Raw genomic sequence first — 12,034 nt, 5'->3', positions numbered from 1 at the left:
CATAGGGTTCGATTGGAGTGTCCTAAAGGACGACGCGAAGCTAGTGCCGTGGCATACCGCTTCGCATATAGTTACTTTTAATCAAACCTTTTTCTTCTCTACTTTTGCCAGTCTTTTTTTTCTTTTTTGTCCCGTACAGAGAGCGAAGATACCAACGTACATTAAGCAAAATAATTTCTTGTTGGAAATGTCGCCATTTAAAAGGCTGTTTCGAATTCATTTCTATAGTGAAAGCCGTAAGTATGATTGCTTAAGTTGTATTGTACTATGCGCCTCCTTCTATCTTTTGCGACACAACCCGTTATAGCGGGTCTTGCTCGACAACATTATTTAAATACTTGTTTTGCCGTAATTCCACCTGCTCAGACAAGTCTTCTTTCGGTTGAGATGAAACCATGAACCAGAGTTAAGTGAGATTCAGCAAGTTGTTAAATTAACACTTTTTGTTTATATTTCTCAGTTTTTGCGACACAACCTTATACAAAGCGATCGCAATAGCTTTTGACGAACGGACAATCCTTCTATTTGAATACTTTGAGATTTAAAGCCTGTGGTTCTCCCATCCATGAGGCATAATCGGTGTGGTCTTTTAGATCGTTACCTGTGAGTGGATGAATTAGAATTGTCAGACCGTTTCTATTTAAAGCTAACCAAGTCAGTAAATCTGTATGGTTGCTGCGATTAAAGGCGAGTTGACAACTCCAACAGGGATGAGGACCTATAGGTCTGTGGTGCATCCGTCCTACTACCACATCAAATCTTTTTCCTGCTTCTTCACACAAAGCTTTTGCTTGCTCGACACTAGATTTATCAAAATAGACGTGAGCATGATACTTGCTAATCGAACCGATGTCTTGAAATTCCATCTTTTTATATCTTCTCTGTATGGCGATTGGCTCTGCCTAGCCGAAGGCATTGCTTTCTTTTAAATCTTTAATGCTCTAATACACATTTATAGCAACGGAGAAATTTTGGTCGCTAAAAAATTAAATTGATGAAAGTTAGAGGGATCGCCTAAAAGATCGATGCGATTGCTAATCTCTTCAATCTCAGCTTGCCAACGCTCAAGCTTTATTGCACTTGGAATCTCGTAACCTTCACATTCGCGTAGTTCTTGGTCAGCTTCCAAATATTTTTGCTCGAAATTGTCTAGTTTTCGTCTGACTCTTTTTAGTTTTTCAGTAAGTTCTAATATACTATCTGATAATTCTACGACAGGATACAGTGCCTCTGGATATTTTTGGTCTTCATAAGCATCAAAATTGTTAATCATAGCTTTATTAACTACTTAAATATTTACTGCGTTACTTACTGCATTACTTGTTTACTTGTTTGTATTTTTGAGCTTCTTTAATAGCTGGAGTGTCCTATCATCTTGCTCGCCCTGAAAATACTTATCGAGGACACGGATAAATGTAGGCTCTGGTGTAATCTCAGAAAATAGTGTCATAGAAGATTTAAGTTTGAGGTCATCGGGATAGCCAAAGATTTCTGAAACTGTTTTTCCTTCAATGGCAACAATCGTCTTCGCACATTCAATTATTCTCGCTCCTAAAACAGAATGATTTAGATAGGCGATCGCTTCCTCTCTACTCTTTATGGCGTAATATTTGGAAGTTGTACTTTGGGCTAGTCCGTCAAGTTGTGGAAATATGTACCACATCCAATGCGATCGCTTGCGACCATTTTTTAACTCTGCCAAAACGCGATCGTAAACTTGGTCTTGTGCGCTGATGAAACGATTTAGCTCAAAAGGATCATTCGTATCTAGCTTTTTATCTGTTTCTATCATGTTTATTACTCTTGTATATCTTCAAGTGCATCATCAAGTAACATTCTGACGATATCTGCTTTAGTTCTACCTGTCTTGGCTGCCAAAATAGATAGCTTACGATGTACTGACTCTCTCAAGTCGATAGTAAAACGCTTAGTTCCTTCTTTCGCTTCTAATTGTAATTTTTCCATTAGGCTTGATTCTTTATTAGGTTTTGAGCCTGGGTTTTCTGGCATAGGTGCAGTGGGTATTGATTCTAATTCGGCTGTGAATACTTCTTCTGGTTCTGGTTTAATATCTGGTACAGGTGCTGCTCCTGTTTGGGGTTTATCTCTACCGAATACAAACGCACTAGCTAGAGAATTATCGAGGGGTTTACGCTTTTTAGTCATGGTAGTTGTTTGAACAGTTCTTTGAATAATTCTTCGTACTCTGAAGCTGATTCACTAGCAGGTCTTCCAGGCAATTCCCATACTGTAGCTGATTGTCCTGAAGTGTCAGCGATCGCTTGTTTTTGATGAATCACTGTATCGAGTAAAGTTGCCTCTGGGTTTTTCCTCAGTAAAGCGATCGCTTCATCTTTTAATTTCGTTCCTTTCACGGCTCGACTAAGAAACATTACTGCTTTGGGTAATCCACCTCTGACTGATTGAGCCTGTTTAACAAGTCGCATGGCATCAGAAGCCGAAAATGAGATCTACATTAATCGGTCAGAACCAACAGCAAAACTTGATTCAACGATAGTTAGAGAAGCAGAAGAATTAGCTGCTCGTGGGATGGCGATGAAAGACTTGATTAAAATCCAGTTGGCTAGTCAAATGAGCTTTGAAGATTTATCCCCCGACTTACAAGAAAAGGTAAATATTGCTCGTGAGGTGGCAAACCCAAAGTTCACCCCAGCAGCGATTTGCGGAGCATAGCCGTCCTAAAGGATAAGCTTCGCAAATGCCGTGGCATACCGCTACGCATAAAGGCATCGCTCACCAATTTCTAGCCCAACACCGCAGCCAGAAGACACAGACACAGGCACAAGGGTAAGTTTTAAAGAGAGTGATGCTTTCAATAACGTAGTCAAGGCGATTGCGTAAGCATACGCAACTGCGTAATCGCTGTTGTATTAATTCCTCTTAGTTTTTTCTCAGGAGATATTAAAGCTGCGATTGGCTTCGCCAGTGCGCGGAGCGCGACGCGTAGCTATATGCCAATCGCGGATTCACGGATAAACCGCACTCCGCCCTTCGGTCACATATGCGGAGCGGTATCCTAAAGGACGACGCGAAGCTAGTCCTTTAGGATGCCGCTCTTGCTTATCGCTCTCCTAACATTAGGAATCTATTTAGCTAATGGTGGGGGCATCACCACCAAAGTCAGTCAGAATCTAAGTTTGAGAGATGCAATTGTACGAGTCTACAACGAGAATGCAGCTACTAATAAAGTGTACGCGAGAATCACAGGTTTTTGGGCAAGCGATGCCTACGGGCCACGCTTCGCGACACGAAGTTAGTCCTTTAGGGCAATCGCACTCCTGCCGATGGCAAGTATTTAATTATTAGTAATGAAGGCAGTAAGTTTGTTGTTAGCGATAGTAAGGGTGTCTATAAGACTGGAGAGCAGATAATTACAAGCAAAGTGACAACTACCGTCGGGGAAGCTGCCACTACTGAAATTAGTCATCTTACTTTTAATGATGAAGATGCCGTACAGCCTCTACTAGAAATACAGCAGGCTTATTCAGGGGCAGACGTATTTGTAAGCGGAAATCTGACAGTTGATTTTCCCGAAGATATCCAGATCCCTTTTACAGCATTATGATTGACCCCGTAATTCTTTCTATTGCTCTAAATCCTAGACCATTGACATACATCTTTAAGCAGTTTTCTTTAACTGATGGAGGATATCCTACTTGAGAGTAGGCGGTGATAAATTGGCGATCGCATTCCTTACAATGATAATTTTGTTTTCCTCGACGATGACCATCTTTACGAATTTTATTTGATTGGCAGTTTGGGCATTTCATACCCTACTATGATCAGATCATCCCGCAGGGATGCAACGCCCAAAGGAGAAATACCCCAAGAAGAAACAGAATGACTAAAGCTTCCAGGCATTGGTAAGTATACCGCAAAAGCCATTTTTTCTTAAGCATTCGCTTGCTCGGCAGCAGTAATGGATACTAACGTTGCCCGTATTTTAGAAAGATTCTTTGGTATCGAAGGAGGAAGGGTCAAGTCTCGCTCTTTAATTCTCTCGAGTGCAGCAGAAACCATTGCACCAGATACCGAGGTAGGACATTGGAATCTAACTTTATTAGACTTTGGAGCTAAAGTTTGTACTGCTAGAAATACTAAATGTCCTGAATGTCCTATTGCTACCAGATGCAACTGGCTAAAGTTCAAAGCCTAATCAATCCCTGTCGCAATCCTACTGTAACTGCTTCGGTACGACTGGAGACATTGAGCTTGGATAGAATTGAACTGATATGAAACTTGACCGTATGTTTGGATATTTGTAGAGTAGAGGCAATTGCTTGATTATTAAATCCATCTCCAAGTAACCGTAGCACCTCCATTTCTCTAGCCGTTAAATGAACATCGATTTGAGCTTCGGGAGTGATGGCAGAATTATTTCTTTGGTCGAGAGGTATTAACTCAGGATGAATTACAATTAAACCAGCCATCACCGCATCGATCGCTGTGGCAATTTCTGTGGTGTTGATTAAATAGGGTAAAAAAGCCTTAAAACCCAGAGCGAGATATTCCCTCATCTCTTCACTAGTTATATAGTCGGTCAATAAAATACCCGCCATCTCCAACTCGGTCTTGAATATCCATCGTGACAACCACCACAAATCTTCGTCGGGTATTTGCTCTATTAACAACAAATCGGGGGCGCAATCGCTCAATAATCTTAAACTCGCTTCATCAAAAAAACTCCCTACTATTTTTAACTCTGGCAAGCTACCGAGAATGCTAACTAAACCAGCCAGCAAAATTGAATTAGAGTCATACACGATAATCCGAATCATCCCTCGATTGTTTCTAACTTAGTTTCTATCGCTTTTAACAATCGTCTTTGCTGCCACTATCGCCCACAGTCAAAGTTACAGGATGTAACGAACCCGCGCGAATCAACTTTAAAGAGATCGCTTTTCCCACATTCTGTGGTTCTAAATATATCTGAATGTCTCTTAGTCTCACTATAGAAGTGCCTTCAATCTCGGTCAAAATATCTCCCAGTAGAATGCCTGCTTGTTGTGCTGGAGATTCGGGTTCGACACTAATTACCATTAGTCCTTGCTGGTGGGTCAGAGATAATTCATTGACTAAAGAGTCGGGTAGGTTAACTGGTTGCATCGCCAGACCGAGATAGCCACGACGAATATGACCTGTTTCTAACAACTGTTCGACAACGCGGTCAACTGTAACAGCAGGTATAGTCAAGACGCTGCGCCTAGGACCCGTCGTGTTAAAACCCACAACTTGTCCTGCTGCATTAACTAAGGCACTACCACCGCTACCAGGATAAAAATTGAGATCTAAGCGAACAAAGCGATCGATATTACCGCCAAAGCTACTACGCCACGAACCGCCTACAGTACTGACTATTCCCTGACTGGCAAATAATCCTCTTTCTTTATTTCGACCAACAGCGAGCGCGATTTGACCGACTTTTAGTTCACATTCACTATCTATCGGCGCAACAGGTATTGAAGCTTCAGTTCTAAACACTGCTACATCCGTACTGCGATCGCGTCCTAACAAGGTAATGGGTAAGGTTTCTCCACTGGGGAGAGTTACAGTTGTTTCTCTGGCTTGTTTAATGCTTTCATTGGAAGTGATAATTATGCCTTCGCGCCAATGAATACCGCTACAGAAAAAACCTCGTCCATTTATTGCTACAACCGAATTACCTACAGTTTCTACAATATCGGCACTTTTTTCCGAGAATGCAATTAAAAAATTGCTGTTTGGATTTGTGAGAGATGACATTGAGTTTTACCATTTAACAGTATTTTTATGTTGCTCGATCTAACAACCTGACGGCATCAGTTATTTGTCTAGTTTCAACCTAGAAACTTGGCTAGGTATAGTAAATCTTGGCGTTAGTAAATTGAGGTATGATTTGACGAATAAAGCGCGATGCCTTTATGCGTAGCGGTATGCTGCGGGAAGAAATGTTATAAGCTAGGAGAAATACCAGAAGATTTAACCCGTGCTGAGTGGACAGCGGATATTCTTCAGGTACACCATCGCAACCATGACCCATCGCAGAATCAATTCTCCAATCTACAGGCGGTATGTGCTGCTTGTCATTTAGATTTACATCGGGGTGGTTATTCTTCTGTTAGTCCTGGGCAATTGAAATTGTTTTAGCAATATGTGGAAATCCAAGCGCGAACTAATTGACTCCGACCACATTCAGAAAATTTCTCTTTTTAAAAGCGACAAACAAGTTACTTACTCGGAGGTTATTGAGTTATGGCAACACGACAATAGCTTCAGAACGTTTTTTATCTCCTTGTTAGCCGATGCGCCTATGTCAGCCTATTTCTGGGAAACACCATCAGTTAGCCAGTCTACCGCAGAGCGAGAATTTGAATTTGTCCTCGTAGATAGTCCCAAACTAGCTGATATAGAACCTGACCCTACTGACTTTAACAAGTATTTTAAATCGGCAACTGAATCCATCGTAACCTTTCCCAATTTAGGAAACGATGCTCTATTAGTCGTCCCCTGTCCTATTGCTAATACAGTTGCCCGTACTCATCTTGCCTCTTTTGTTAGATTCGCTCCTGAATTTCAACAGCATCTATTGTGGCAAACTGTTGGGCGTAGCGTAAGCCATGCCGTCCTAAAGGATACCGCTTCGCATATAGGCTTATCGCTTGCTCAGAAGCTTAACGAACAGCCCATCTGGGTCAGTACATCGGGGTTGGGGGTTCACTGGCTTCATGTTAGATTGGATTCACGTCCTAAGTATTATTGTTTTGAACCATACAAACAAAGATTAAATTAATTATTTCCTTGCGCCAGTAAAGCTTGAGCGATCTGCTGCCTTTCTTCAATCAAACTAAGTTTTGATTCGGGCTGACCGCTACGGCGATACCAATAACGAGCATTACTTAAATCTCCTTCCTTTCGATGCAGATAAGCATGAACCCAAGCACAATTACGATCGCTTTCTGAATCAATTAAGTTATGAGATTTATGCCAATCATCTTGATAGTCGTACCACAAAGCCTGAAGTGCGAGGGGGTAACTTTTTATCTGTTGAGTGTTTTGTCGTTTGAATTCTTCAATATTCATAGCAGAACCGTGAAAACTTCGAGCGAATAAATATTGTTGTAGATGTTACTAACATTCTAATTCGGTTGAGACTTTTTTCTTTCCTTAGAAGGATTAATACAATTGAAGCTTTTTCGATACTGTAAAGTGAAGCATTAACAATAAGGATATGACCGAGCAAAAACCCGATCGACCTATCGATTTTAGAGATGCAAAGCAACCTTCTGACATCATGAAACGAGAAGCCCAAAAGGAAAGCTCTGCGGATGCAGCACAAATGGAGCAAAAGTTTACCCCGGAACAGTCAGCAGAGGACAAACTCGCCCACGAACAAAATATTACCGCCCATATCCCTGGCGGTGGCATGATTGCCGATCTAGATAAGTAAAAGAGTTTAATTAATCAAAAAGCCAATTTACGTTTATGCGATCGCCTCCTCTGGCGATCCTTGTTTCAGCAGTGAATATTTTTCTAGATAATTACCTTCAAGATGCTGATTTCATCTTCTCTATCAATAGTCGAACGCTCACTTAGAAAAGATTCAAACCATGAAGTAGAAAAAGGAATTCCTATATAAACAGAATCATTTGCATCCCAAGTTGGTTCAATAATTTCTTTTTGCTCGTTAATTAACCAAACGTGTCTTATAGGGATAGAAACATCAGGAGCTAGCGCTTAGCCTTCGCCATAAATGAATTTAAAACTATTTTTGAGCCATTCAACCAGTTCAACTGTTGATAGCTGATAAATAGCCCGACAGATACACCACACTTTTAAATCTGCATAGTCTATAGTCTAGATAAAAGTCAGCAGATTGTCTATCACGGATAAGCTTCGCAAATAGTTTAAGGATTCCTCGTTCGTCTAAGAAGATGCGATCGCTACGGGTACACCCATTCGGGTGCGACGCGAAGGACGCGATATGCCCTAAAGGACTAACTTCGTGTCGCGAAGCGGTATCCTTTAGGACGTAAGGAGCTAATCCTTTAGGGCATATCCTTTAGGGCAAGCGCTTGGAGCGTAATCATATTTTTGTAGGAATTCTTGGACTTCGGGATTGATGTTAATATTCATTCTTTAGATAAGATATCTTTAACTTGAGAAATATGAAACTTATATTTGTCTATAATGCGGATAACGGTTTGATAAACACGCTTATAGATATAGGGCATAAAGCACTCAGTCCTCAAACTTATGAATGTAATCTCTGCGATCTGACTTTTGGGCTGTTTAAAGAACATAAACAGTGGAAGCAATTTAGAGAATCATCAAATACCGAGATGGAGTTTTTGCACAGAGACGAATTTGAGCAAAAATATGCTCGTAAATTTGAATATCCAGTAATTCTCAAAAAAAAGGATAACGATCTTAAAGTCGCAATTGCTCAGGCAGAATTAAACCAGATTCAAACCCTAGATGAATTAATCTCTCAGGTAAAAATAGTAAGCGAGTTGTCAACAAGTAAGTAAAAAAGGAAGCGATGAAAGCGTTCTTGTCGTTTAAATCTCTGTTGAATGGGAGTTTTATTGATTTTTTCTCTTAATTTATAGATATAAACTATTTTCGAGAAAAAATATCTCTCTCATGTCTTCTGAAATTTCAATTATTATTCCTACTTTAAATGAAGAAGATGTATTGGCAAGGACTTTACATAATTTAACTCTTTTAAATCTTTCTCCCTTTGAGATTTTGCTCGTAGATGGAGGCAGTCAAGACAATACTTTAAAAATTGCGCGGGAAGCGGGGGTTTCAGTTCTTCTCTCTGACCAAGCAGGACGTTCGATACAAATGAATTTAGGAGCGAAGGTAGTAGCAAAAGGCGATCTGCTCTGTTTTCTCCATGCTGATACGTTAGTACCTAACGACCTGACTACAATTATTAAGAAGGTTCTAGCCGAGCCTGCTATACAAACACCAATATTAGATTATCACTTTTTAATTTTAGTGGGATAGCTTTATACTTGATACACTTTTTTATTACACTACCCTGAGCGAAACGGCGGAGATAATGGAAAAATTTAAAAGAATTTTTAATCTATTTCTCATGCTCAGATGTTCGCCATCACACGATAATAAAGTAAACCGCAACTGAAGTAGTAAATTAATGACAGGCAAAAGAAACCGCGATCGCGTCGAAACTTTTTAAAAGGGTGTAACTCTCGGTGCGGCTGCCGTCAGTGGCGCAAATTTGGTCAAAACAGAAGTCGTACGAGCCAAAGATGCAGTCTAATGCCCCAGAACCAACTGCCGATCTAACAGATCGATTCGAGCGAGTCGAAGCAGACTCTGTCGAACGTAGACAGAGTACCTTCGATTTTACGCAACAGTCGGGAGCATTACAGCCAGATAAAATTGTTGATAGTGCCTGTCAGTTTTGTAATTTTCTTTGTGGTCTGAAAGTTCATCTTAAAAACGATCGCGTTATCGATATTTTGGGCGAACCAGATGACCCCGTTCAGGCTGGAGAGTTGTGCGTTAAAGCCCCGATGATGACTGAGTTAGTTTACAATCGCTTCCGCCTTCAAACTCCCATGAAGCGAGTTAAAGGAGAAAAAGGCTCTTCTGATTCTCAATTCGAGCCGATTGACTGGGATGAAGCTCTAGAAACCATTGCAGCTAAGTTTCTCGCCCTCAAAGATGCAGGTGAAGCCAGAGCGATCGCCAACAAAACTTCAGGGCGACTGCCGAGAGGAACCGGTTCTCTAGTGGGACGATATTTTGAGCTTTTGGGTAGTCCTAATAATACCGATGTCGGACCTGTATGTAATGATGCTGGTGGTAATGCCCTAGCCAAAACTTTTGGTTTGGGGAATTTTACTAAAAACAACTATGCTACAGCTTCAATGAATGGTACTACATTAAAGTTTTCGTACTGTCCTTTAGAGTCTGCGAGCGCTTTACTGAAAGAGCAGTATGCGGTGGGAACTGTAGAGATTAGGATTGTGCAGCCAAGATGAAAGTAAAAGTATACGAGAGTTTCTTAAGTTGTTATGGTTGGTGCGCTCCGAACAAAATTATAATTGTTCCCACCAGTGAGATCCCAACGCCGAACAAATCCCACTTATCTGGCTTGACTCCTTCAGCTAACCATAGCCAAAAAAGTGATGAGAGAATGTAGATACCTCCGTAGGCAGCATAGACTCTTCCTGCGTTATTAGAATCTACTCTGGTGAGAGCATAAACAAAAACAATCAGGGCTAGGATGCCTGGAATAATCCAGAGTATACTTTTCTCAAGTCTCAGCCATGCCCAGAAAGCATAACATCCAGAAAGTTCTCCAAGAGCAGCAAGTAAAAAGAATAAAAACGTTCGCATCTTTGTTTTGTTGGATGAGAATAGTCGATCGTCAACACTATGATTATCTCTACTTTTGCGCGAACTGCAATCGTACTCAACCAACAAACTTATAACAACAAAAAAACAATCAATTAAGTTGCTATCTCCAGCATTCTAAAATTGACGCTACTGGGCTGGTTCAAAGTCTGATTTACCTGCTCCACAAACAGGACACACCCAATCGTCTGGTATATCTTCAAAAGCTGTCCCCGGCTCGATACCGCTATCTGGATCGCCTACTTCTGAATCGTATTCGTAATTACAAACCGAGCAAATATATTTCATGTTGTTTTTCCTTTCTCTGCTTGTCATTTTAGAGACAATTTGAATAACGTGTTAAATTAAATTTCCAACTTTTAAAGCATTTAACAAAAGACCGAGCAAAAAAGTCAATCCTAAAAAACCTGCTTAAAAACCATTAGTTAATGGGAACAGTAAAACTAAATAGAGTTCCATCGCAGCCGAGGTTAAGCAGTTGATGAATCGGGTTAGAAATTTAGTTGTCTATGGACTGATAACAGCAGCGATCGCAAATAGCTCTTGTCGAGCATAGATTTTCAAGCTCTGTCTCAGACAAATTTATTTTAGGCTAGATAAAGATGTACAATCATCTTTTATAAATAGATTTAGACCTTAAGCTAAGTCTACAACTCTACTATGTCTGCATCACAACCACCCGCTCTAACTCTAGGGTTAGCTCTAAAAATCGTAAAGTCATACGACGATTCTATCCAACTAACCAATACCGAACCGTTAGCAGAACTAGAGGAACTTCGTAACAGCTTACTATTGATAGCGAGTTTATCGTCATCACAGAATTTGGGAATTTGCGCTTCGGATTTTCAGCAAGGTTTTTCAGCTTTAGTTAGTTATCTAGAGGCTTTCGGTTATCAACATGCGCGTGGAATAAGCTTGGGTTCCCCAAGCATTTCCGCGCATCAAAGTAATCTGGAGAAAGATAAGGCGAATCAAAGTTTATCACCAGTTTATCTAAAATTTAGTACTCAGAAAATGTCTTACTACTCAAACAAATATACAGGAAAATATCGAGGCGTTCTTATTTCTTATCAAAGTGAAGATGACTCGGTTGCTGGAACATACGGTCACTTTCCTTTGGATTTGTTTCTAAATAATAATAAGATTTAAAAATCGATGAACTGGCTACTTCCCGCATCGGGACTGATATGCAGATATCTCTCGGTAGTAGTTACACTCGCATGACCTAAACTCTGCTGCAACAACCTCACCAGCGTGATTGGATAAGAGTCGCGAAACCCCAGCATCCCTCACGCTAAAATTACAACCAGCTTCTAAAGAATGGCGCTTCGTGAGAATGTCTTAACCAGTGTGCCGATGCCCTAGGGTCAATCCCTGCACGTTTACAAGCTCGTTTAATCATCCGATGCACAACGCTTCGCTCCATCTGATTATGATGGCGACTAATAAAAACGTACTGATTAACTCGATGGTATTTCTTACTCGGTAAGCTCAACGGGGAGAACCCCCGCGACGCGAAGCTAAGGCGCGTTTTGAGTGGGAAGATTCCCTCTCATTTGCCAATCGCGGATTCACGGATAAACCGCACTCCGCCCTTCGGTCTCGAAGCTTATCCTTTAGGAAAAGCCGCCGCTAGTCATGC

General features: G+C 40.8%; 22 protein-coding genes and 1 pseudogene. 10 read left to right on the top strand and 13 right to left on the bottom strand.

What is annotated here, in order from left to right:
- Positions 1–40 precede the first annotated feature (40 nt).
- From V6C71_15215 to V6C71_15190, 6 genes are all read right to left on the bottom strand, one after another.
- Positions 41–220, bottom strand: coding sequence for a hypothetical protein (locus V6C71_15215; GenBank protein ID HEY9769818.1), 180 nt, complete (start codon positions 218–220; stop codon positions 41–43).
- A 301-nt stretch (positions 221–521) separates the two neighbouring features.
- The gene (locus V6C71_15210; GenBank protein HEY9769817.1) at positions 522–866 is read right to left on the bottom strand and encodes a DOPA 4,5-dioxygenase family protein; all 345 of its coding nucleotides are present in this window, start codon (positions 864–866) and stop codon (positions 522–524) included.
- An 86-nt stretch (positions 867–952) separates the two neighbouring features.
- Positions 953–1,273, bottom strand: a complete 321-nt coding sequence (locus V6C71_15205) for a hypothetical protein (GenBank protein ID HEY9769816.1) — start codon at positions 1,271–1,273, stop codon at positions 953–955.
- Positions 1,274–1,324: 51 nt separating this feature from the next.
- Positions 1,325–1,792: a DUF1810 domain-containing protein gene (locus V6C71_15200; GenBank protein ID HEY9769815.1), complete on the bottom strand. Its 468-nt coding sequence runs from the start codon at positions 1,790–1,792 to the stop codon at positions 1,325–1,327.
- Between the two features lie 5 nt (positions 1,793–1,797).
- Positions 1,798–2,166 carry a hypothetical protein gene (locus tag V6C71_15195; protein HEY9769814.1) on the bottom strand — a complete coding sequence of 123 codons (369 nt, stop codon included), beginning with the start codon at positions 2,164–2,166 and terminating at the stop codon, positions 1,798–1,800.
- Complete coding sequence (locus V6C71_15190; GenBank protein HEY9769813.1) at positions 2,163–2,447, bottom strand: hypothetical protein; 285 nt, start codon at positions 2,445–2,447, stop codon at positions 2,163–2,165. The genes V6C71_15195 and V6C71_15190 overlap by 4 nt, the downstream gene beginning before the upstream one ends.
- Between V6C71_15190 and V6C71_15185 the strand changes: the two genes are divergently transcribed.
- Complete coding sequence (locus tag V6C71_15185; protein ID HEY9769812.1) at positions 2,446–2,694, top strand: hypothetical protein; 249 nt, start codon at positions 2,446–2,448, stop codon at positions 2,692–2,694. The two genes, V6C71_15190 and V6C71_15185, sit on opposite strands and share 2 nt — an antisense overlap.
- 709 nt (positions 2,695–3,403) lie before the next feature.
- Positions 3,404–3,586, top strand: a complete 183-nt coding sequence (locus tag V6C71_15180) for a hypothetical protein (GenBank protein ID HEY9769811.1) — start codon at positions 3,404–3,406, stop codon at positions 3,584–3,586.
- 10 nt (positions 3,587–3,596) lie between these two features.
- Here the strand turns inward: V6C71_15180 and V6C71_15175 are convergent.
- Positions 3,597–3,791 (bottom strand): annotated as a pseudogene (locus tag V6C71_15175) (IS1 family transposase).
- Positions 3,763–3,906 (bottom strand): hypothetical protein, encoded by a 144-nt coding sequence (locus V6C71_15170; GenBank protein HEY9769810.1) that lies wholly within the window; start codon positions 3,904–3,906, stop codon positions 3,763–3,765. The pseudogene V6C71_15175 and the gene V6C71_15170 overlap by 29 nt, the downstream one beginning before the upstream one ends.
- 34 nt (positions 3,907–3,940) lie before the next feature.
- Between V6C71_15170 and V6C71_15165 the strand changes: the two genes are divergently transcribed.
- Positions 3,941–4,177 carry a hypothetical protein gene (locus tag V6C71_15165; protein HEY9769809.1) on the top strand — a complete coding sequence of 79 codons (237 nt, stop codon included), beginning with the start codon at positions 3,941–3,943 and terminating at the stop codon, positions 4,175–4,177.
- Here V6C71_15165 and V6C71_15160 read toward each other — a convergent pair.
- Positions 4,167–4,799, bottom strand: coding sequence for a response regulator transcription factor (locus V6C71_15160; protein ID HEY9769808.1), 633 nt, complete (start codon positions 4,797–4,799; stop codon positions 4,167–4,169). The two genes, V6C71_15165 and V6C71_15160, sit on opposite strands and share 11 nt — an antisense overlap.
- A 34-nt stretch (positions 4,800–4,833) precedes the next feature.
- Complete coding sequence (locus V6C71_15155) at positions 4,834–5,763, bottom strand: S1C family serine protease (protein HEY9769807.1); 930 nt, start codon at positions 5,761–5,763, stop codon at positions 4,834–4,836.
- Positions 5,764–5,913: 150 nt separating this feature from the next.
- Here V6C71_15155 and V6C71_15150 point away from each other — a divergent pair, with 150 nt between their 5' ends.
- On the top strand, positions 5,914–6,147 hold the full coding sequence (locus V6C71_15150; GenBank protein HEY9769806.1) for a hypothetical protein: 234 nt from the start codon (positions 5,914–5,916) through the stop codon (positions 6,145–6,147).
- A gap of 4 nt (positions 6,148–6,151) precedes the next feature.
- Entirely contained in the window at positions 6,152–6,790 is a 639-nt protein-coding gene (locus tag V6C71_15145; GenBank protein HEY9769805.1) for a hypothetical protein, read from the top strand.
- Here V6C71_15145 and V6C71_15140 read toward each other — a convergent pair.
- Positions 6,787–7,080, bottom strand: a complete 294-nt coding sequence (locus tag V6C71_15140; GenBank protein HEY9769804.1) for a hypothetical protein — start codon at positions 7,078–7,080, stop codon at positions 6,787–6,789. The genes V6C71_15145 and V6C71_15140 overlap by 4 nt on opposite strands.
- Before the next feature lie 148 nt (positions 7,081–7,228).
- On the opposite strand from V6C71_15140, the gene V6C71_15135 reads away from it, so the two are divergent.
- From V6C71_15135 to V6C71_15120, 4 genes are all read left to right on the top strand, one after another.
- The gene (locus tag V6C71_15135; protein HEY9769803.1) at positions 7,229–7,447 is read left to right on the top strand and encodes a hypothetical protein; all 219 of its coding nucleotides are present in this window, start codon (positions 7,229–7,231) and stop codon (positions 7,445–7,447) included.
- A 718-nt stretch (positions 7,448–8,165) separates the two neighbouring features.
- Complete coding sequence (locus V6C71_15130; protein HEY9769802.1) at positions 8,166–8,528, top strand: hypothetical protein; 363 nt, start codon at positions 8,166–8,168, stop codon at positions 8,526–8,528.
- A 115-nt stretch (positions 8,529–8,643) separates the two neighbouring features.
- Positions 8,644–9,012: a glycosyltransferase gene (locus V6C71_15125; GenBank protein HEY9769801.1), complete on the top strand. Its 369-nt coding sequence runs from the start codon at positions 8,644–8,646 to the stop codon at positions 9,010–9,012.
- Between the two features lie 266 nt (positions 9,013–9,278).
- Positions 9,279–10,016, top strand: coding sequence for a molybdopterin-dependent oxidoreductase (locus V6C71_15120; protein ID HEY9769800.1), 738 nt, complete (start codon positions 9,279–9,281; stop codon positions 10,014–10,016).
- A gap of 31 nt (positions 10,017–10,047) precedes the next feature.
- Here V6C71_15120 and V6C71_15115 read toward each other — a convergent pair whose 3' ends face one another.
- Positions 10,048–10,374, bottom strand: coding sequence for a YnfA family protein (locus V6C71_15115; protein ID HEY9769799.1), 327 nt, complete (start codon positions 10,372–10,374; stop codon positions 10,048–10,050).
- 147 nt (positions 10,375–10,521) lie between these two features.
- Positions 10,522–10,680: a rubredoxin gene (locus V6C71_15110; GenBank protein HEY9769798.1), complete on the bottom strand. Its 159-nt coding sequence runs from the start codon at positions 10,678–10,680 to the stop codon at positions 10,522–10,524.
- 372 nt (positions 10,681–11,052) lie between these two features.
- Here V6C71_15110 and V6C71_15105 point away from each other — a divergent pair, with 372 nt between their 5' ends.
- Entirely contained in the window at positions 11,053–11,541 is a 489-nt protein-coding gene (locus V6C71_15105) for a DUF1824 family protein (GenBank protein HEY9769797.1), read from the top strand.
- Positions 11,542–12,034: the final 493 nt, after the last annotated feature.

The organism is Coleofasciculaceae cyanobacterium (assembly GCA_036703275.1).
In the GTDB taxonomy this organism is placed as follows: domain Bacteria; phylum Cyanobacteriota; class Cyanobacteriia; order Cyanobacteriales; family Xenococcaceae; genus Waterburya.
Note: the sequence above shows the minus strand (reverse complement) of the source record. Positions and strands in the feature narration are given on the sequence as shown.